The organism is Candidatus Gullanella endobia (assembly GCF_900048035.1).
GTDB lineage: Bacteria > Pseudomonadota > Gammaproteobacteria > Enterobacterales > Enterobacteriaceae > Gullanella > Gullanella endobia.
The window spans coordinates 732,877-756,196 of record NZ_LN999832.1; the positions used below are offsets into that span (position 1 = coordinate 732,877).

The window sequence follows — 23,320 nt, forward strand, 5'->3', positions numbered from 1 at the left end:
AGAAAATCTTATGTAGCTATCCTTATTATTAATGCTATATAAAATTAAAAATAATATCAATCAATAGTATTGCATGATATTTATCTGCATTAATCATTTTTCTATAAATTGAACTGATACTATTGTTATATAGTAATCTAATTAGATAACTTATTTATAGTAATTTTACGTTTTTATTTAAAAAATCGCACGAAAGATATATAATTTATTTTTTTAACCAAAAATCGTTTATTAATTTCAGCTTAATATAATAAAGGATATATTAGTTTCAATAAAATAACTTAGATCTTCTTTAAGATTAATTATTTTCTCGTGAAAAAGTAGAAAATACGTTATATAATACTTTAAGTTACATTAAATGTAGCAATTAAACGGTTAAGTACTTATGTCTTAATTAGAAGATAGTAATTGTTTAATATACTGATAATAGATGTAGTGAAAATATATCTATCTTATCTTAGATAAAGCGCTTATATTTTAAGCTGAGTTATCTAGTTTTTGGATTATATTAAACATCGATTTAACTACTACTAGTAATAAAAACAGTAATTAATATCTGGCATAAGTAGAATAAAAGATATATATTAATGAAATAGTAAATTAAATACGGATACTATCTTTAATAATAAAGTTAAAGATATAATATTATTATAGATAATTATGTTGTTTTAACATTAATAAATAATTTTTAAAATAGAATATAATATCTACTATTATCTAGTAGTAACTTATCATTAATCCGCTATTTTCTTAAAAATCTTATCACTACTAAAATATCTTGTTTATTACTTGCCGATTTTTATAATGAAGCTAGCATCGATATTAAATCGATGCTAAAAAATTCACTAATCGTTGAAATGACTTGTTGTAGTAATTTTTTATTAACACTATTTTTCTTACTCTATAAATTAAAATATTGCATGCAAATGTTATTTTCTACTGCTATACTGTTAGACGGATATGAAAATTTATAATAACTATATCAAGTATATCTAATAGCGATTAATGCATAGTACTGAAAAAAATAAATTTATAAACAGTAGTTTATATTTATAAATTTATTAAAGGAAAGTTTTATTAAAAAAGATAAAGATATAATAAAACTTCGAATATTAAAGAACTATAGCAGGCTAATTATAAAAAATATTTTTCTATTGAATGCTTATAACTATTTAAATTGAGTTAAATCAAACTAATTAATTCAATTATTAAATGATTACAATTTAAAAAATTATTACTGATTTAAAGTATTTTAAATAATTTATATCAAATTCATTCCCATAGCTTATTATTAATATTTTTTGTTTGGTATAAAAATACTATAACAATATAAAATTTTATAAAACTCTTAAGATTTTGAGGAATTACATAGTGGATGTAACTAAACTAGTTGTTATGCGTCATGGTGAAAGTCAATGGAACAATGAAAATCGTTTTACTGGCTGGACTGATGTGGACCTTTCTGACAAGGGTCGCACCGAAGCAAAAAAAGCAGGTAAAATTCTAAAAGAAAAAGGCTATACTTTTGATTTTGCCTATACCTCAGTACTGAAACGAGCTATTTATACTCTTTGGAATGTCCTAGAAGAACTAGATCAAGCCTGGTTGCCGGTAGAAAAATCCTGGCGTTTAAATGAACGTCATTACGGTAAACTTCAAGGGCTTAATAAAACCGAAACCGCAAAAAAATACGGTGATGCACAAGTAAAACAATGGCGTCGTGGTTTCGTAAATACACCGCCAGAACTTACTCGTGAAGATAAACGCTTTCCAGGACATGATCCACGGTACGCTAATCTAAATGAAGCCGAGCTACCGAAAACCGAAAGCTTAGCATTAACTGCTGAACGTGTAATTTTCTACTGGAACAAAACCATTCTTCCTCGTATGAAGAATGGTGAGCGAATTATTGTTATTGCCCACGGTAATTCTATTCGCGCTATGTTAAAATTCCTGGACAACCTAAACGAAGAAGAAATTTTAGAACTGAATATTCCGACAGGAATGCCGTTAGTATATGAATTTGATAGTAATATAAAACCAATTAAACATTACTATCTCGGCGAGGTTGATGAGATCGCTTACAAAATTTCCGAAGTCGAAAATCAAGGTAAAGCAAATAACAAATTTGTTTCATGAAAGCTTAAATAATAATGCCATACTGTTATATGTCATAGTAAATAGATAACTAATAAAATAGCGACTAATTAATAGGTTATATTTTATTCACTTAGCCTCTTTTAAGATTTTAGATTAAAAAATACCTGATATTTTTATTTTTTCTGTTGAAATAGTAGTGTTTTCGTTGAGAGATACTTGTATTGATAGTAAAATAGCTTTTATTGATAGATCATTTCTAATTAAAAAACATAGCGTGTTAACATGTATGTTACTATCTTCTTAGTTAAATTATGGTAATCTTTTATTAGTCAAATTTTAATTTATTTCGATTAGATTTTTACTCAGGCATTGTTAACCGTATAGTGAATATTTGATAATAAATATTTTAAATATTTGAAATATTAGATTTTTATCAAAACGTAACTCTATGGCTATATTAATCATCTGATTTAATATACACGTTAACGATAAAGTGTACCTACATGTTAGTAAAAAGCTACACTATTAGTGAAATAGATTAAGCTAATAATAGGAAGAGCTTAGGAAAAGCTATATATTTTTTCGTACAATTATAATATAGTTCATTAAGATAGTTTGTTGATGTGGTATAAAATATTTCGCCCGTGTGCCGTTTGTATTATTTTGCTAACTTAAAGGTGATAGTCATGGATCGTTTCCCTTACTCACAAAATTCTATTATAGAACGTACTAATAGTACTATTCAGCCATTTATGATACAGGTCTATGGTTGGATGACTTGTGGGTTATTACTAACTGCCTTCGTATCCTGGTACGCTGTCCGAACGTTAGTATTGCTGCAATTTATTCTTTCTAGTCAATTAATATTTTTTAGTTTAATTATTACTCAAGTGGCGCTGGTGTTTTTTATCTCAAATATGATTAACCAAATTAATGGTATAATGGCGACATCATTTTTTATGCTTTATTCAGCATTAACTGGATTAACACTTGCGAGTATCTTTATTGTCTATACTGCATCTTCTATCGCTAGTACGTTTTTTGTAACCTCTGGTATGTTCGGCGCTATGACACTCTATGGTTATGCTGTTAAACGAGATTTAAGCAGTTTTAGCAATCTTTTATTTATGGCGCTTATTGGTATTATATTAGCATCAATTGTAAATACTTACTTGCAAAATACTAATTTGATGTGGATAGTAACCTATATTAGTGTATTGGTATTTACTGGTTTGACCGCTTATGATACCAATAAATTAAAAAAAATGAGCGATCAATTATTGTTACTGGAAAATAAGGATCAGTTTAGAAAATATTCTATTGTTGGTGCATTAAGCTTGTATTTAGACTTTATTAATCTATTTTTAATTTTTCTTCGCATTTTTGGAAAACGACGTTAAGATAGAATTGATGATACGTTAGGCATTTTTTCCTTTATTATTACCTAACGTATCACATTAAATTATTATTTGTCTGTCGATGTCGTTTGAGTATTTATACCACGCATCAACTTTTCCGATGAAAAATATTTTTAATTATTTTTCTTAGATAAGGTTATAATTATTTATTATAACATAAGACATTGATCTAAATTAAAGATTTGATATATAACTAAGCTAATAAGAGAATTTTTGAGTAACAATATTGATTAACTAGCTGTTATAATAACTTAATAACGTAGGTAAGTTTGATTCTTTACTACGTTTCGAACAAGATATCGATATCGTTTTTCAACAAAGTTATATTTTTCTGTATTTTCTATTGTTTGTGTTATAAACATTAGTAATATAATAATAAATTTATATTATGTTATATTTCTTCTTATTATGAAGAATTTTATAAATCAATCATATGATTGAGCTACCATTAAAACTATGTTATATTTACGGAAAAATATACTATTCATCAATACTGTTGATAGTAACATATATAATAGCTACTTAGAAAAATTTCAATAATATTTGAATATTCTTAATATTTAAATATCCTACTATAATGCTATCCAAATAACCTTTTTATATATGATATCAACATCATATATAAATTTATCGTTTATATTATTATAATAATAATTCTATATTCGAATTTCGCGTAATTGATTTTTAATTAATTTTTTACTTTCAATTTAATATATTTCCATATAATTTATACTGAAAAAATTATTATTTTATATCTATTTTTATTAGATTTATTACTATTTGTATTTATCAATACATCGATTAGTATTTTTCTGTTTAAATTGTATAAAAATCGAAAAAACGTTATTAAACTTAGACTAGTTAATATTAACTAACTTTTATATCTTACGGATTTTATTTAATTCTAGTATCGGAAAATTAAGTTATAATTAGTAGTTTACTATTTAATTAAATTACTAATTATTATTAGTAATAAGGTATATTATTTAATATTAGCATATATAGTACTTTACTAGAGCAGAATCTTAAATAATTAGTATATAAGATACCACGGTAGTGTTAATCTAATTCTTGTTGTAGCAAGCGAGCCTGCGCTAATTCTTCCGGTGTATCTACACCACTAATGTTAGGTAAAATATTCACTACTGCAACATGAATTTTTTCGCCGTACCATAAAACTCGAAGTTGTTCAAGAATCTCAATTTCTTCTAATGGACTAGGAGTCCAGCTAACATAGCGACGTATAAAATCAGCACGATAAGCATAAATACCGATATGGCGTAGCAAAATATGAGAGAGATGTTTTTGGCTTCGAGCAAACCCTTCTCGATCCCACGGGATAGTTGCGCGAGAAAAATAAAGTGCATAACCGTTCATATCAATGACAACTTTTACTATATTTGGATTGAATCCTTCTTCTACGGTTTTAATAGATGTTGCTAGCGTAGCTATGCTAGTTTTTTCTCCCACTAGATTATTTGCAACTTGACAAATAATTTGCGGTGGTATAAATGGTTCATCACCCTGAACATTAACGATAATTTGATCATCATGGAAACAGTAGCGATCAATAACTTCTTTTATCCGTTCGGTTCCAGATTGATGATCAGGACGAGTCATACAAACTTCACCACCGGCTCGTTCTACCGCTTCAACTACTTTTTTATGATCGGTCGCAACAATAATCCGATCGGCTCCAGAAGTCTTTATTCGTTCCATAACACGAACTATCATTGGTTTACCATTTAGATCGGCTAAAGGTTTTCCAGGTAGTCGAGTAGAAGTAAAACGGGCAGGAATAATAATAATAAAATTCATAAATAGTCTCATTTAAAGAGATAGCATACGCTCTTTTTATTAGTATAGGATAAGATTATGTAAGATTTAAAGATTAAAAAAAAGTACATTAAAAATTAATACTAATGTCTGATATTCCTTAAAATTTTGTTAAAAAATAAACTAAATAAGTATTGATTTTTAACAGGTAATAATCTATTAGTATGCTTATATAGAAGATAATAACGAAAAAACAATATGATAATATAGGATAGAGAATTTTTACTAGAAAACATTTCTTTATTTTCAATTAAATTTAATAAGCAATCAAATACTAATTAAAGAAAATTAAAATAACAAACATGAATTAACATAGCAATTTATTTTCTATAGTTTATACTCGAATAAGTTAACCAATAATAATATAATAAACAGTATTAATTTTGTATATTCGCTTTCTTATCAGATAGTAATTGAAATTTTCGAATTATCTGTAAAATCGGTGTTAATAATTTTTCCTTCGCATAATGAGATAATTGTGCATTAACTGGTAAATACCACCAATTAGCACGAGCAAAATTTCGGCATTTAACTGCATCTTTTTCTGTCATTAAAAGTTGCTCTTCTGATGAGACTAGTTTATCAAACATCTGTTTCTGGTAGATTTGATGATCATTAAATGCTACCTCACGAATTGGTTCTGCACCACTCTTTCGAATAGTAACAAAAAAACGCAATGGATGTCCAATGCCAGCTATTGCTACTATAGGTGTTAGATTAACGAGCGAACGGCGTTCACCACTTAATAAATTGATTGCTGTTCCAGCAGAAAGATGCATAGATATCTCGCTATTAGACTGAGTTTCACCGCCATTAATTATAACAGCTTGTACTGTCTTTAATCGACTTATTCGTTCACGCATAGGACCAGCAGGTAACCACCATCCATTCCCAAAACGATATTCTCCGTCAATGACAACCCATTCAATATCCCGTCCCAACGCGTAATGCTGTAATCCATCATCGCTTACCACTATGTCTAAGTTATGTGCGTGCAATAGTGCTGCTACTGCTTTGGCGCGTTGAGGTGCTACTGCAACTGGTGAACCGAGGCGTTGCCAAATAAGTAATGGCTCATCCCCGGATTGATCACTGGTCGTTTTTTCGTCTAATAAAAGGGGATAGTTTACTGCTCGTCCACCGTAGCCGCGTGATACAACACCTACTCGAAAACCATGATGCTGTAATTGTGTTACTAGCCATAGCACTAATGGTGTTTTACCATTACCACCAACTGTCAAATTACCAATTACTACAATCGGTAATGGAAAACGATGTACTTTAAACCAACCCCGTCGATAACTAAAGCGAATAATCGATGTAATCAACCCATATATCAAAGAGAACGGTAATAGAAGAAAATATAGACGCGAGGTACCAGACCAAATTCTAGTTATCATTGTCCGAATTGTAACCTATGAAGCTGAGCGTAAACACCATGATGTGATATTAGTTCATCGTGAACACCGCGTTCAACGATCTTTCCTTCTTCTACTACCAAAATTTCATCAGCTTTTTCAATAGTAGATAGACGATGAGTGATAAACAGAGAAGTCCGGTTTTTTTGAAGTGTATCTAGCGCTTTCTGAATTGCTCGCTCTGATTCAGTATCGAGTGCGGATGTAGCTTCATCGAGAATTAGGATTGGGCAATTTCTTAATAACGCACGCGCGATACCAATGCGTTGTCTCTGACCACCAGAGAGCAATACACCATTTTCGCCAATTACTGTATCTAAACCTTGATCCATTTTTTCGATAAAATCCATAGCGTAACCCATACGCGCCGCATTTTCGATCTGTTCACGAGAATAGCTTTCATTACAGGCATAAGCAATATTATTAGCAATAGTATCATTAAAAAAATGTACGTTTTGTGAAACTAGTGCAACCTGATTGCGTAATGAAGCTAGTTTATAATCACGTAAATCAGTACCATCAAGTAAGATATGACCATGCTGAACATCATAAAAACGTGTTAATAGATTAGCAATAGTAGATTTTCCAGAACCAGATCGACCTACTAACGCTACCATATGGCCTGCAGGAATATTCAAACTAATATCGTATAATGAAGGTATCTCTTTGCCTGGGTAAGAAAAAGTGACGTGGTTAAAAACAATATCTCCTTTAACACGTTCAATTTCCACCGTACCTTTATCTTTTTCAGTTTCCATATCAAGAATAGAAAATAAAGTCTGACAAGCTGCCATACCACGTTGAAATTTCGCATTAACGTCAGTCAGGGATTTTAGCGGACGTATCATGGCAATCATTGACGAAAAAACTACTGTGATAGTACCAGCAGTTAATGTTTCCATTACTGAGGGCAAACTGGCAGCGTACAGAATAAAGGCTAGTGCAAGTGATGCAATAAATTGGATTAATGGATCAGAGACCGAAGAAGCAGCTACCATTTTCATTCCTTGTTGGCGCATTTGGTTACTAACACTATTAAAACGCTCGTTCTCCATCTTCTGACCACCGAAGATTAGCACTTCTTTATGTCCTTTAAGCATCTGCTCGGCGCTAGTAGTTACTTGTCCCATGGTATTTTGCATTCTTTTACTAATTTGTCGGAATCGTTTTGATATTTGCCGGATAGAAAATGATACAATCGGTGCAATTACCATTAGAATGATCGATAGTTGCCAGCTATAATAGAACATCATTGCAAATAATCCGATAATCGATGCTCCTTCACGAATAACGGTAATCAAAGCACCAGAAGACGAAGAAGCCACCTGCTCGGAATCATAAGTAATGCGAGAAAGTAATGTACTGGTAGATTGCTGGTCGAAAAAAGATACAGGCATATCCATCATGTGATTGAATAACCGACGACGCATATTCATTACTACTTTACCGGAAACCCAGGATATACAATAGCTAGAAATAAAACCACTAACACCGCGTAATATCATTAGACCGACTATAAGAAATGGCATCCAGACAAAAATGTTACTATTAGCCTTTCCAAAGCCGTTATCTAATAATGGTTGAAGCAACGATAACATAAAAGTATCGCTGGCAGAATTTAGTATCAGGGAAATCACTGCGATGATCAAACCTATCTTAAAAGATGATATCATAGGCCAGAGGCGACAGAAAGTCTGCCAAGTTGAGATATTTTTATCGTTTAGCATTTATTTACCAGTGACGAGACTAAATAATTACTTATTCTACCTATTTAATGTGGCTACGCCAAATCACAATAGATAAAAATATTGAAAGCTACTATAATAAAAAACGTATAATTAAGTTGACCGCTGTATAACGCCAATGAATACAGTGGTAACTCTTACCACTGTATTCATTGGCAGAATGGAAGAAAATACATAACTTGTCTAATCTAATACTAATTTAAGATAAATTTTTCAAAATATGCTGATATAGGATGTTTTTCTGTTCTAATATTATACTAACTACGATGATCGTATTTTTTCTTATTAGAATATAGAAAATTATTATTTCTGGAATTTTAAATTCTCTAATATTCTCAATTAATATTAATAATTAAAATACCTTAAAAGCATAACTATTACTTTATTAAGTATAAATCTAATATTTTCATAATTAAAAATATAAATTATGCTAATAAAATACTAATCAAATTTATTGAATACTACTTAAATTTTCGATCAGATCCTATAGATCTGATTTAAATAATTCTAGATTAGAAAAAGGTAAGATTACTACCTTTTATAGTATCTGTATTATTAATCTAAGTATTATATTATATATTAGTATACTATTTTTAGTACTACTTAAAATAATAGTAAATTTACTTAAAGACAGAACATCATTATATTATAAAAATTATCAGTTTTACAGGTAAGTAGCAGTAGAGAGGTAATTTGTTTAAAATAAAAAGTAGAGCTTTAATAGCAAAACACCGATAGCAAATACTAATAGAAAGTAGCAGAGGAGAAAAGTAATTTTATAGAAAAATATTTAGCCTTATTCTTTTTCTTAAGAAGATGAAGCTTATTATTAGAGTAATATACGTTATCAATATCATTGTCTTATCTAAAATTTTTTGTTATTATCTTAATCCTAATATTTTTTAGTTAAAGAAATAGTCAAAAGTATTATTTATGATATATTATTTTATACGAATTCTATAATACATAGAAATAACTAGTGTATTTCTTATTTATTTTTTTAACGAAAAGCTGCGCTTCTTTAATATCAAAGTTATGTCAAATATATTAATATTTATCCTTTACAGGATATTAAGGAGTTGATAATTTCTACTGTAGAATTAATCTATCACACAACTATCAAATTTAGATATATTATTAATATGTATTATTTTGCTTTAGTTATATTTTATATTTATAAAATTTAAACTTATTAATAAAAATAATTTAATCTAGTATTTAAATAAAATAATGTCTTAATGTTTTATTGAGCAATTAATTGTAATAATTTTATTATTTTAAATACTTTCATTTATAAATTTTATTAAGAATATTATAAATCAAAAACTATATCTTAGTTTTTGATTTATAATATTTATTCATCTCTTCGATAATAAAAATTAGAAAAAGTTAAATTTTTAAGTATTTAACATTTTAATAAAGTATTAATTTCACTAAATTTCTCCTATTAATTATTAATTTTAATTTTACAATTAAAATAAAAGCGTTATAAAAGATCTTTAAGTTTACGATATTATCGTTTTTTGAAATATAACAGTTAATTATTTATATTAGCACGATTTCGTAGTTCCCTACCTGGTTTAAAGTGCAGAACATATCTTCCTTCAAGTTTCACTATATCACCAGTTTTCGGATTTCGACCGATACGTGGAGCACGATAGTGAGTAGAAAAACTACCGAAACCGCGAATTTCAATACGTTCACCACTGGTTAATGTTAGTGCCATGTGCTCAAGAATTTCTTGAACTGCACTATTAATTACTTTTAACCTGATATGAACGCAATGAGTAGCTATTTTTTTGATAAGTTCTGACTTGGTCATAATTTCTCCAAGTGTGCGCTATTTTCTGAAACTAGAAAGAACTCACTTCTTCCCATTTGTTGTTATTATTCGTTTTTAGTCGCTGCTTTAAAGGCTTCAGCCATTGTATTTGAAAAGTTATTTTCTTCTTGTTTTTTGTTTATAATACTAATATTTTCTTTATTATTTGCTTCACCTTTTGCATAAAAAATTAGGTTAACAACACGATTCTTGCGATCAATACCACTAAATTTTACCTCTACATTATCACCAATATTCAGTATAGTCGTAGTATCTTTAGTATGATTATATGAAGATTCAGAAGTGTTTAGGTAACCTTCAACACCGTCTGATAATTTAACTATAGCACCTTTAGAATCAACTGATATAATTTTACCAGTAACAATAGTTCCTTTTTTATTTAAAGACAGATAGCTATTAAGCGGATCTTCAATTAATTGCTTTACGCCAAGTGAAATTCGCTCACGCTCTGCATCAACCTGCAGAACAACAGCTATAATTTCATCACCCTTTTTATATTCACGTACAGCTTCTTCGCCAGCTATATTCCAAGAAATATCGGATAAATGGACTAGTCCGTCTATTCCTCCATCTAATCCAATAAAGATTCCAAAGTCGGTTATTGATTTAATTTTACCTTTAACACGATCGCCTTTGTTATAGGTTTCTGAAAATTGTTTCCATGGATTAGTTTTGCATTGCTTTAAACCTAAAGAGATACGACGACGTTCTTCGTCAATATCCAGAACCATCACTTCTACAATATCACTTACATTAACTACTTTAGAAGGATGAATATTTTTATTAGTCCAATCCATTTCTGAAACATGTACTAGACCTTCAACACCTGCTTCAATTTCAACGAAACAGCCGTAATCAGTTAAGTTGGTTACATAACCACTTAACAGAGTACCTTCCGGATAACGCTGAGAAATAGCAATCCACGGATCTTCTCCAAGTTGTTTTAGGCCAAGAGAAACACGGATACGTTCGCGATCGAATTTTAATACTTTAACAGTGATCTCATCACCAACATTTATAATTTCGCTTGGATGTTTAACTCGTTTCCAAGCCATATCAGTGATGTGTAATAAACCATCAACACCTCCAAGATCAATAAAAGCACCATAGTCAGTAAGATTCTTTACAGTACCTTTAACTTTTGTACCTTCCTGTAAGTTTTCTAATAACTGATCGCGTTCAGCGCTATTTTCGGATTCGATAACAGCACGACGTGAAACTACAACATTATTGCGTTTTTGATCTAATTTGATTACTTTAAATTCAAGTTCTTTACCTTCCAGATGAAAAGTATCTCGAACTGGACGTACGTCGACTAAAGAGCCTGGTAAAAATGCACGAATACCATTTAGTTCAACAGTGAAACCACCTTTGACTTTTCCATTAATTACACCAATAACAGTAACTGCTTCTTCATGGGCTTTTTCTAATATTAGCCATGTTTCGTGACGCTTAGCTTTATCACGAGAAAGAAGTGTTTCACCAAAACCGTCTTCGATTGCATCCAATGCGACATCAATCTGATCACCTACTTCGATTTCTAATTTACCCTGAGTATTTCGAAATTGTTCAATAGGAATAGCAGATTCAGATTTTAAGCCAGCATCAACCAGAACAATATCTTTTGCGATAGACACAACGGTACCACGAATAATAGAGCCTGGACGAGTTTCAATTTCTTTCAAAGATTCTTTAAAGAGTTGAGCAAAAGATTCTATCATATTTGATAATCTTCAGGTTTTTTTAATTAATATCCATCCAGCATCTCACTAGATGGGGTTGCTTTACATTCTCTACTATCATTTTTCGATATAAGATAGTATAGTAGCTGCATCGTTACGATAGTGCTAGAATCTGTTTAGCATGAGCTAATGTTTTTACTATTACTTCATCAATGCTTGATCTAGTAAAATCAAGTACCAATGCATCAGCTGCCGGTATTAGTGGTGCTACTGTACGATTTCGATCGCGATCGTCTCGTTCTTTTATCTCAGATAAAAGATGTTTAAAATTAACACTAAAGCCTTTTTCTTTCAACTGTAGCATACGACGATACGCTCTTTCATTCGACGATGCATCAAGAAATATTTTCACTGATGCATCAGGAAAAACAACAGTACCCATATCACGGCCATCAGCAATAAGACCAGGTTCGACTCGAAATGCACGTTGGCGTTGCAATAGCGTTTCACGTACGCGTGAAAATGTAGCGATTTGTGATGCTGTATTGCCAATAGCTTCATTTCGAATAGTACGACTAACATCTTCTCCTTCCAATATTACACTTAATTGCTTTTGTTTAATCTTAAAACGAATATTAAGATGAGTAGCAAGTAATACTAACATTTCTTCGTTATCAAAAGATACTTGATACTGCAGGGCAGCTAGTGCTAATACTCGGTAAATTGCACCGGAATCTAATAGATGCCACTGTAAAGTTTCTGCTAATGCTTTACAAAGTGTTCCTTTTCCTGCACCACTTGGTCCATCGACAGTAATTACCGGGATTATAATTGTCATTATTTTTCCCTTTAAGAGAAATAAAAGAAAAACCTGAACTAGGCCTCAGGCTTTATTTTGTTATATTATGCTCTTTATTAAACATAAAAATTACTATTACTACAATTATAGTAGTGCTGAATGAAAGATTCTAATATTCTTAAACACTATATTCGTCGTTAAATATCAATTAAGACAATTATTAATTTTTCAGGAAATATAACTGGAATACCCTCTGTTACAATTTTGTTTACTTTGATAAGTTTAATAGGTACTACCCTTAAGTTATTTGATTCGTTGATAATATTCGTAATATAAAAACTCTATTACTAATAATACGATTATACTATTACTGGAAAATAATATTACAGTTGTAATAACTATTACCGTATCTAAGATATAAATTCTATTCATATAAATAGAATTTATTGACGTTTAACTGCTTTTAATACAATTGTCATATTCATGTTATTGAATAGAGAAAAATGAATATTACCTTTTTAAACTATAGCAAGCAATACAATAGCCGATATACAGCTAGCTTTGTTAATAAAATAATAATTACGATACTTTAATACTAAGGATTTTTATTAATACTAAAGTATTATTAATATAATATTAGGATAATATTATTATCTTTATTCGGATACACTTATTCTGTAAAACAAGTATTCTTATTAAGATAACAGCAAGCATTAGATTAAAATTTACTGTTAATAACAGTATTATTACTTTAATATCTAGTTTAACAAAACGAAAATAAATAACTCTTGAGTTTAAGGTAATTTGTTTTACCATTATTTCAATAATATATGAGATCTTCTTTTATATGTCATTTTATAATTAGTACATTGTTGCTAAAATGGATGATAAAATTCTTATAAAGAATATATCCTATATTTATAATATTTATTTAATTTATTCAACAAAAAGAACGACTAACACTAAAAACAGATTTACATTAAGATAATATCTTAACAGATACTTGATAACTCTAACTAAGAACTTTTGCAAAAAAAAAAAGAACTGCACTAAGCTCGAAACGTTGATTAAACTAATCAAGTTGTAATCCACGCTTTATAATATTTTATTAAAAAAACAAATAAACGAACAGTCATTGTTACTTAAATTAGATAAAATAGATAAGTGTTATCCATAACGATGGGAAAAACTGATCATAAAATCTACCAAAGCTTGCACTCCTTCTATCGGCATAGCATTATATAGCGATGCACGCATGCCACCTACTGTTCGATGCCCCTTTAATGCATGCAGACCAGCAGTAAAAGATTCTTTCAAAAACAGTGCATTAAGTTTACTATTTGCTAATCGAAACGGAACATTCATTCGTGAATAATTGGTTGGTGCAACAGTATTATGATAAAAATCACTGTTATTAATAACATTATATAATAACGATGCTTTAGCTTGATTGCGTTTATCTATTTCCTTCAACCCACCTTGAGATTTTAACCATTTAAATACAAGCCCCGATAAATACCAAGCAAATGTCGGTGGCGTATTAAACATAGAATTATTTTCAGCTAATATACGATAATCTAGAATAGATGGTAGTATTTTTCTTGCTCGACCTAGCAAATCTTCTCGTACGATAACTAGTGTTAACCCGGCTGGTCCAATATTTTTTTGAACTCCAGCGTAAATTACTCCAAAACAATTAATATCTATCGGATAAGACAAAATTGCAGAAGAAAAATCAGCTACTACTACCTTATCGCCAAAATCCGGTAGTTCATAAATAGCTAAACCATCAATAGTTTCGTTAGGGCAATAATGTACATAAGCGCTGTTTTTAGATAAGTTCCAGTCTCGCATCGGTTTAATAGCACGTAGGCCATTTATTTCGGTAATAACATTAATTATATGTGGATCACAATATTTTTTTGATTCTTCTATAGCACTACGTGCCCAATAGCCACTGTCGATATAATCAGCACTAGTGCTTTCTCCTAATAAATTCATCGGAAATGCAGCAAATTGTGCACGTCCTCCACCTTGACAAAATAAGACTTTATAATTTTCTGGAATCGTTAAAAGTTCGCGCAGATCCTTCTCAGAAGATTGAGCAACTTCGATAAATTCTTTGCTACGATGGCTTATTTCCATAATTGATGTACCAAGACCATGCCAATTACATAATTCTTGTTTTACTTGATTCATAACTGAAACTGGTAGCATTGCTGGTCCAGAGCTAAAATTAAATACTTTATTCATTTCTTTCCTCGCTACGATTTATTAATAAAATTACTAAAAATCATAGACCAATTTTAAATACAGATCAGTATTCTACACTTCTTAGAAGTAAATATTTTAACTAAAAATCATTACTTATATTTACTTGATATATATCTGAGACTGAAATTATTAGTTATGTTTATTAATAGTAAAATTACTACTTACAAAGTATAATCATATCTTTTATAGATTATAGATATTTAAATACTTCTTCACTAATTACCTTTCGCAGAATTTTATTTTAGTGAATAATATTCACGAGCGGACAGGTGAAAATGGTTTTTCATGATTAAATAAGTAGTTATTTTATATTCTAACTGATTTGAGATTCTATTACAGATAATTATTGATAATTATCTGTATGTATTTTAAAATAAAAATATTATGAAATCTAATTTAATTAAATTTCATAATATTTTATGCAAAATTTATGTATATTAATAAATATTTTAATAACTTATATTTAATAGCATACCAGCGAATAATAGTATTAGAAAAATTCGTCTTCTATATATAGAATATATAATTACTATATTAAAATTATATTTTTACTGAATTTATTAATTTACTCATTATTTGTCAAGTAGTTTTAGCTAACTAAATTAGTATTTTTATAATCATAAAAGTTCCTAAAATAAAAAGCTATTTATTTTTTATAGCGCTTCAGTAGATATATAGTTTCAGTTTCTTTTTTATTGTTCTTTTAAACTTAAAAATAGCAGATTTTTTAGTTCTAATATATATTTCAGTATAATGATAGAACAGAATTTATTATTACCAAACTTACAAAGAAGTTCATCATAAAAAATTTAAGTTTATTCACACTAAAACCTTTTGTAATTATAAGCTCGTTAAGAAAACTACTTTAAACATAGAAGATCATTGTACGATATTAATAACTTTATTTTATTAAGGATTAATTTATCCAACCTGATCTCTGAAAAATAGAACTAAAATATCAAAGTATTTGCATAATACTATTCATATATTTATACAAATATATTTCTAATTAGTACTATATAGTAAGCTAAATTAAATAAATTTTTACCAAATATCACTAAGATATTTTCTGACTTCAGTTTTAAACTTAAAAATTATCAAGCAAAATACAGTTTACATGTATTTATCTAATTACTATCAGATCTTAAAGTAGTGAAAATAGTGAAACGATAATTTTTTATAATCTATTTCTATTTTATTTGATATATAAATATATATTTAGCATAATTTAAAAAATTGATCTTCTTTCGAAGAAAGACTTAAATATTTTTTTAAAATAAATACAGTTTTTTAAACAGTATAGTTGATAAAGAATTATTATTTTTTAAATATAACTATTGGCTGATATAGCAAATAATGAAATAATTTTAATTTTTTAAGTCCATATACACTGAAGTCTAAATATATAAAATTATTACTATAACAAAGTTTATTATATTTTTCCGATAATATTATTTATAACAACAGTTAAAATATAAGTTAACCTGAGATAAAAACTTATAATAGATATATATAATTAATTAATTATAATTCCATCTTAGAATATATATTCATTTATATAACTTTACCTGATTAAAGATCATATCACTATAATAAAATAATTTATATTATATCAATATAGCTATTAATCCTATACGATAATAATGTTTTATTTATTACTAATCGTCATTATAGCATAATATCAAATCGTAAAGTTATACTGATATAATTAATCCTCATAATCACCTATAATATGGTCTGTTGTAAAAATTAGTAACATACTGAATAATGATTAAATCAATTTGCTATTTAGATTTAAGTGTAAATCTAATAAATAATAACGAATTTATTACTAAAGTAATAAGCAAAATAGAGATGCATAAAAATTATTATTTCTAACAAAAAGCTTCTATTATAGTGTCGACTTTAAATGCTAGTTAGATTTAAATCGCTAATAAATAATGTAATAACATGATCACATATCTTATATTAGTAAAAATATATTACTGCCGATATTTTTACTTTAGCAGCGATACCTACTAAAATATAGAAGATTTTATTTTTACAATGAAATAACTCAATGCTATTATTGATACAATTAAAATTGTACTATATATAAATATATTATATCTTTTCTGACACCAAAATGCATAAATGCTAATAAATTTTAAGTTTAAATATTTATGATCTCAGATTAGCTATAAGATTAACTCAAGTACTAATTTTCGTTAATAAATAATAGTATTTAACATTTACTCGTACTCTGCATTAAATTAAATTAAAATTTTTCTTAATGAGATAATTAGTACAGTAAAAAATGAGATTATAAATCTAGCATATCTAAATATTAACATTTTCCTATTATAAAAGACCAGAAGAAAATAATGGAACATACTTAAGATCAGCAATATACTCGGGGATTTTCTACCTTTTTATTAAAATTGTTCTGTAGTTTAATTATTAAGTATATTCTTTAGCTAGAAAGATATCTTCTACTATTATTAAAAGTCATTATAAAGATAACTAGATAATCTAGCAAAAACTTATTGGCTAAAATAACTCTATTTAGTACTGCTTTAAATAGTCAATATCGTAGTGTTCTACTAATCTGATCTAGCATTAGTATTACTAAATAATACTAATGATATTATCGCATCTATATAGATAGAAATTAATTAATTTATAAGCATTTTATTTATAATAAAAAATTCTACAAATTAATCTTATAATAAACTTAAGATATTGTTTTTATAAAAATTAAAATCATCCTATGCAAATAGGACCGATCTCATATAAAACTAACTTAATCTTATTAAATTAATACAAATGAACATAGTAAGTATTTACCGTAACATAAAATAGATACAGTAGTTAACTAGATTTCTTATATTCTATAAATTTATAACTGAAACACTATCGTTAAACAAAACAACATCTAATGTGATATATCAATACAGCGCAAAAAATAATTAACTTTATCTCTAAAAATATATAATAATAAGTTAATTCTAAATATTTGATATTATAGAGTATGCTTATAACTATTTAACCTATATGAGTCAGACCCTTCATATAAGGCTGTAGTACTGCTGGTATAGCAATTCGTCCATCAATAAGTTGATGATTTTCTAAAATCGCTACTAGCGTACGGCTAACTGCTAGACCAGAACAATTTAATGTGTGTACTAGCTGCAGTTTTTTATTCATTCGGCTTCGGTAACGTGTCTGCATTCGACGCGCTTGGAAATCACCAATATTAGAGCATGACGAAATTTCACGATAGGTATTTTGCGCTGGCAACCATACTTCTAAATCATAGGTTTTACAGGATGTAAAACCTATATCGCCGGTACATAGCAACATTTTTCGATATGGCAATTGTAATAATTGCAGTACTTTTTCAGCATGACCTGTCATTTCTTCTAGTGCTTGCATCGACTGCGTCGGTTTTACTACTTGCATGATTTCCACTTTATCGAATTGATGCAAACGAATAAGTCCACGCGTATCTTGTCCATAAGAACCAGCTTCAGATCGAAAACATGGCGTGTGAGCAACCATCTTTAACGATAGAACATCTTCATCGATAATTTTATCACGTATTAAGTTAGTTAGCGGTACTTCTGCGGTAGGGATCAATGCATAAGTACTAGTATCTACTTTTTTACTCAGAGGTTGAGTATGAAATAGATCTTTAGCAAATTTTGGTAATTGCCCCGTAGCATACAACGAAGCATGATTGACTAGATAAGGTAGATAATATTCTACATATCCATGCTGTTCAGTATGTAAATCTAGCATGAACTGAGTTAATGCACGATGTAAGCGTGCTATGATGCCACGCATTACTACAAAACGTGTACCGGTCAACTTAACCGCAGCAGAAAAATCGAGTCCATTTGCAATTTCACCTAATTCTACATGATCACGAACAGAAAAATCGTATTTCTGCGGTTTACCCCAGCGAAATACTTCCCGATTGTCATTTTCATCTTGTCCATTCGGTACGTCATCATCGGGAATATTAGGTAATGAAAGCGAATAGTCTCGAATTTCGTTTTTCAAGGAATCTAGGTTATTTTTGGTAGCACTTAAACGTCTGCTTAACTGATTAACCTCCTGGCGTACTGCCTCAATGTCTTCGCCACGGGATTTCGCAGCGTAGATTGCTCTAGAGCGAGCATTTCTTTCAGTTTGTAGCTTCTCAGTTTCTATCTGAAGTACTTTTCGCCGCTCCTCCCATTGTCGTAATGTCGTCACATCTAGTTTAAATTTTCTTCGAGCTAATTTTTCAGCGACTACGTCGAGTTCGTTACGTAGTAGATAAGGATCAAGCATACTAGTCCTATACTATGATTATTTGATATTTATCAAAATGATATTGTACCCCTAGATAAAGATAATATCATCAATTTTTACCCTTTGATCTCGCCACATTCGGAATAAAATAATAGTAATATATATTAACTTTTATAGAAAAACTCACAACTGGCATTAAAATTATTAAATTTTTTCTATTAAAGCATGCATTATAATCGCAACTTATTTATTTATAAGCGCGTATGTTATTAAAACTTATTGGCTCTTTAGTTTAGTTTCGCTATATTCGATGTTATCTCTAAATTATCAAAATATTTGATATATATTATCTTTTATATTAATCAAGAGAAGCTGATTAAATTTTTATCTATAATACAATATTTCTATTATATCTATGTTGAAATATCCTATTATATTTAACTCTAACCATAATAGGATAGTCTAAAGTTTTTAAGTTATTTAATAAATAGATCTTGCTTAAAGAAGTCAATATTAATATGTATTGATAACTATGACTAATATACCTCTTAAATAATAAATTTTTAGTAGTTATATTATATTCCAGAAAAGATAGACATACTAATACGTATAGTTATCTTATATCTTACTGACGTTGATCATCTAATATTACGCCTTTTGGTAATATAAAATGAAATTTAGAATCTTGTATAAGAGTGTTGTTCTGTCTTTTTAATTTATAGGAGCTATATTGCCCATTTTTTTCTAAAGTAGCAAAACTAGTAATAGCACCGTTAGCAGTGATATTAATTGTAAACTGCTTTAGATTGTTTTTATTATCTTTAGGAACTATCAAAAAATTATTGCCATGATGTTTGATATTATACTGTTTCCAATCAGCAGGATTATTTCGGATTATGAATATAAACGGTGTGTTACCAGTTTCATTTTTTAGCCAGTTAGCAGTCGCTTGTTCAATAAAAGCATTATAAAACCAAAGCGTTTTTCCATCAGATATTAGCATGATTTCATCTGGCGAGGTCATATGACAATTGAATAGATTTGGTCGTTTTATCCAAAATTCACCTTTGCCTTCCTGTATCGTTCTACCTTCTGAATCAATTACTTTCTGATCAAAGATAGCATGGAAATTGTTAATTTTGTTCAGTCTATTTTTCAATATATTAGCATCATCAGCAAATGTCGAGGATACTGGTAAAGTAGTTATAGCTATTAAACAAGCTGTAATTAACCATTTTTTCATTATTTAGTCTTCCTTAAGAGATCGAGTTTTTACTCTTTCACTCGAAATTTGTAACAGAATTAACTATATTGGAAGATATGTAAATGTTATAAAAATTATATATAAAACGTTCAAGTTTACGAATATTTACGCTTTTACTTAATGAGATATTTTATTTCTATAACGATATAAAATTATAATTCTATTATTATCGTGATTCAAAAATTTCTAGTATCTTATAATTTTATTTTCTCAATGATAAAATGGATAGATTATAACCGATGGAAAGCTGATGTTTGGTGCTAAATATCTATGTACAATGCTTGTTTATAAAAAATTACAACTCAATCGAAAAGAGAATCTACGTTTATTCGTCCAGAATACAAGCTTGTCGTTGTTCTCATTATCAGTTTTGGTAACATTATTGATATATTTTATCTAACTTCGTGTCTTCCAGTTGCTAACTGTTATATATGTTTTTTGTCGCATATAAATTCAGCATAAATATCTGCTGATAGTGAAGAGTTATATCTTAAATAAAACGCATCTCTTTATCGAAAGAGATTCATTAATAATACTATATAAAATAGCTTGAAAATCGATTTTTACTAGAAGAAACAAAGGTGATATCTGTAGAGATATCAGTATTATATAATATTAGTAATAATTAGTAAACAACGACTACTACGTCTCAATTATAAGGTAAATATTGAAAGCAAATAATGTGTGATAAGCGAATAAACAACTCTTTTTCTTACAAATTAAAATCATTAGACTAGAAAGCTTATCTGTTATCCCTACAATACAGAGCCATTTCAGTATCGGCTATGTTTTCTTTATGTCATAATTTTTCAGAATAGCTTTATCAAAAATCATTCTATAATTTTTATTTATGTAATATATTTTCTTTGATCTGTTTTAAATTATAGATGTTAAATATTAATATTATTCTATAAATTTTAACAATTTAATTCACATACTAAATTGATGCATTAGTGTTTTCTATCTTTATATCGGTAATTACTTATATCAACACATAAGAAATATATTTATATACTGATAATTCTATATTTTTATTAATTAAAATGCTAAAATTATGGTATTTATTCCTGTAAATATTAAAAACTTGATTATCTAATTCACTAGTGAGTGCTAGTATTCTACTAAGATTAGTAATCATAAACTAGATAATATTATTATTAAGCATATTTATTAGATTTTATCTAATGTTATAATAATTGGTATAATTACTGTTTTATATAAATAAATTATTTAAAGTTACTTATTAGTTAACTAAAAACTAATACTAAATTTTATAAACATAACCTTTATAGCTTATTATTGTGATCGCAGATATCGAGTATAATAGATCAAAGGATATTCTGAAGATTCATATGGATTTTATGCTAGATTCTAAATCTAATTTAAATTAAGTAATAATTAGCTAAAATAAATGCTAATAATTTCTATTTTAACATAAAGATCTTTTAGCTTATTTTTTGTATTTAAAGTTATTATCTGTTGATTTCCTTCTATTATGAAGATAGTTTAAATAAATCCATAGTCGGAAATGGCATGAAGTGTTTAATCTAAATTATATGATTTATTAGGAAGAATTAAAATCTAATGTTAATTTTTTAAAATCTAGGATATTTTAAAATTACTCGCTTCTAGTGGACAATTATAAATAATATTACCTAATTCTACTAAATCAGCCTAAAGACTATCTTTAGATAACTGTCATAAAAAATTAAGTAAAATTTTAGTTTAAAGACTAACAGTATTCTCTTTTTCTTGTCTTTCCGTCTATATTATTTACTATCAGTATAATATCGCTATTTTTCGCGCTATAGTGAAGTTATATGGATATATTAATTAGAAAGATCAAATTATAATCATTTTTTTTCTAAAGCTATATTTTACCAGTTAATATGCCATAATTTATGAATGAATAGTCGAATCCTAACTTACAATTAGGTTTACTTCTGTATTTTTTAGCTTCGTTAATTTTATGGTCTGTTATAAGTATTTAATTAAGATTTTCAAGAGAAGATCTTTATCGTCCATTTTTCAATATATCAAAAAAATCACTCATAACCTTATACTCAGATATGTAGTAGCGATATAGTAACGTCACTGACATTAAATCATTCTAAAAATCATGCTAAATAGCATTACTTAAAATTAACCAATAATTCCTATTAGAAGCGCAATAGCAAAAGATCATTAATATTAAAAACAACTAAACTGCAAAAAGAGCAATTAATAATAGGGATAAGCTCCTAATTAGCTTAAGTGAAACACTAAAAATCATATCTAGATAAAGTTGCTTCATAAAAAATAGTATTGTAGATAATAGAACATACATTAATATATTAAAAACGAAAATAGGAAATTAGAGAATTATGTTCCTAATCTGCAGTTTAAATTATGAATAGGATTATAGCAGGCGATTTGTTAGAAACTTAGATCAAAAGACTGAAGTTGAATAGTGCTTACTATCAAACACAATAAGAAACCTATCACAACTAGTATAGTTTCTGCTAGTTTTTGACTATTGATGCATTTTTAGGATTATATTCATATTTAATATTATTAATCATAATAGTTTTCTAATTTTTGTTAATTAATATAATAAAAATATCAATATAATTATTTTAAATTTACAGAAGTATAACTAAAACACACTGTGCTTTGTTTTAAAA

11 protein-coding genes are annotated in these 23,320 nt (G+C 28.1%); 2 read left to right on the plus strand and 9 right to left on the minus strand.

All coding sequences use genetic code 11. The features are described from left to right. Positions 1 to 1,371: 1,371 nt before the first annotated feature. Together gpmA and FVIR_RS02090 are read left to right on the plus strand one after the other, a co-directional pair. Positions 1,372 to 2,139 (plus strand): 2,3-diphosphoglycerate-dependent phosphoglycerate mutase, encoded by a 768-nt coding sequence (gene gpmA, locus FVIR_RS02085; RefSeq protein ID WP_067498361.1) that lies wholly within the window; start codon positions 1,372 to 1,374, stop codon positions 2,137 to 2,139. A gap of 647 nt (positions 2,140 to 2,786) precedes the next feature. Next, positions 2,787 to 3,500 carry a Bax inhibitor-1/YccA family protein gene (locus FVIR_RS02090; RefSeq protein ID WP_067498363.1) on the plus strand — a complete coding sequence of 238 codons (714 nt, stop codon included), beginning with the start codon at positions 2,787 to 2,789 and terminating at the stop codon, positions 3,498 to 3,500. A gap of 1,077 nt (positions 3,501 to 4,577) precedes the next feature. Here FVIR_RS02090 and kdsB read toward each other — a convergent pair. From kdsB to lolA, 9 genes are all read right to left on the minus strand, one after another. Beyond that, positions 4,578 to 5,336: a 3-deoxy-manno-octulosonate cytidylyltransferase gene (kdsB, locus tag FVIR_RS02095; RefSeq protein WP_067498365.1), complete on the minus strand. Its 759-nt coding sequence runs from the start codon at positions 5,334 to 5,336 to the stop codon at positions 4,578 to 4,580. Positions 5,337 to 5,731: 395 nt separating this feature from the next. Continuing rightward, on the minus strand, positions 5,732 to 6,754 hold the full coding sequence (gene lpxK / locus FVIR_RS02100; RefSeq protein WP_067498369.1) for a tetraacyldisaccharide 4'-kinase: 1,023 nt from the start codon (positions 6,752 to 6,754) through the stop codon (positions 5,732 to 5,734). Then, positions 6,751 to 8,499 (minus strand): lipid A ABC transporter ATP-binding protein/permease MsbA, encoded by a 1,749-nt coding sequence (gene msbA, locus FVIR_RS02105; RefSeq protein WP_067498371.1) that lies wholly within the window; start codon positions 8,497 to 8,499, stop codon positions 6,751 to 6,753. The genes lpxK and msbA overlap by 4 nt, the downstream gene beginning before the upstream one ends. A 1,555-nt stretch (positions 8,500 to 10,054) precedes the next feature. Continuing rightward, positions 10,055 to 10,339 (minus strand): integration host factor subunit beta, encoded by a 285-nt coding sequence (gene ihfB, locus FVIR_RS02110; protein WP_067498373.1) that lies wholly within the window; start codon positions 10,337 to 10,339, stop codon positions 10,055 to 10,057. Positions 10,340 to 10,404: 65 nt separating this feature from the next. Beyond that, positions 10,405 to 12,081, minus strand: a complete 1,677-nt coding sequence (rpsA, locus tag FVIR_RS02115; protein WP_067498376.1) for a 30S ribosomal protein S1 — start codon at positions 12,079 to 12,081, stop codon at positions 10,405 to 10,407. Positions 12,082 to 12,196: 115 nt separating this feature from the next. Then, on the minus strand, positions 12,197 to 12,880 hold the full coding sequence (gene cmk / locus FVIR_RS02120; protein WP_067498379.1) for a (d)CMP kinase: 684 nt from the start codon (positions 12,878 to 12,880) through the stop codon (positions 12,197 to 12,199). A gap of 1,128 nt (positions 12,881 to 14,008) precedes the next feature. Continuing rightward, on the minus strand, positions 14,009 to 15,094 hold the full coding sequence (gene serC / locus FVIR_RS02125; protein ID WP_067498382.1) for a 3-phosphoserine/phosphohydroxythreonine transaminase: 1,086 nt from the start codon (positions 15,092 to 15,094) through the stop codon (positions 14,009 to 14,011). Positions 15,095 to 18,139: 3,045 nt separating this feature from the next. Beyond that, positions 18,140 to 19,432 (minus strand): serine--tRNA ligase, encoded by a 1,293-nt coding sequence (gene serS / locus FVIR_RS02130; protein ID WP_067498383.1) that lies wholly within the window; start codon positions 19,430 to 19,432, stop codon positions 18,140 to 18,142. Positions 19,433 to 20,018: 586 nt separating this feature from the next. Continuing rightward, entirely contained in the window at positions 20,019 to 20,636 is a 618-nt protein-coding gene (lolA, locus tag FVIR_RS02135) for an outer membrane lipoprotein chaperone LolA (protein WP_067498385.1), read from the minus strand. Between the last annotated feature and the right edge of the window lie 2,684 nt (positions 20,637 to 23,320).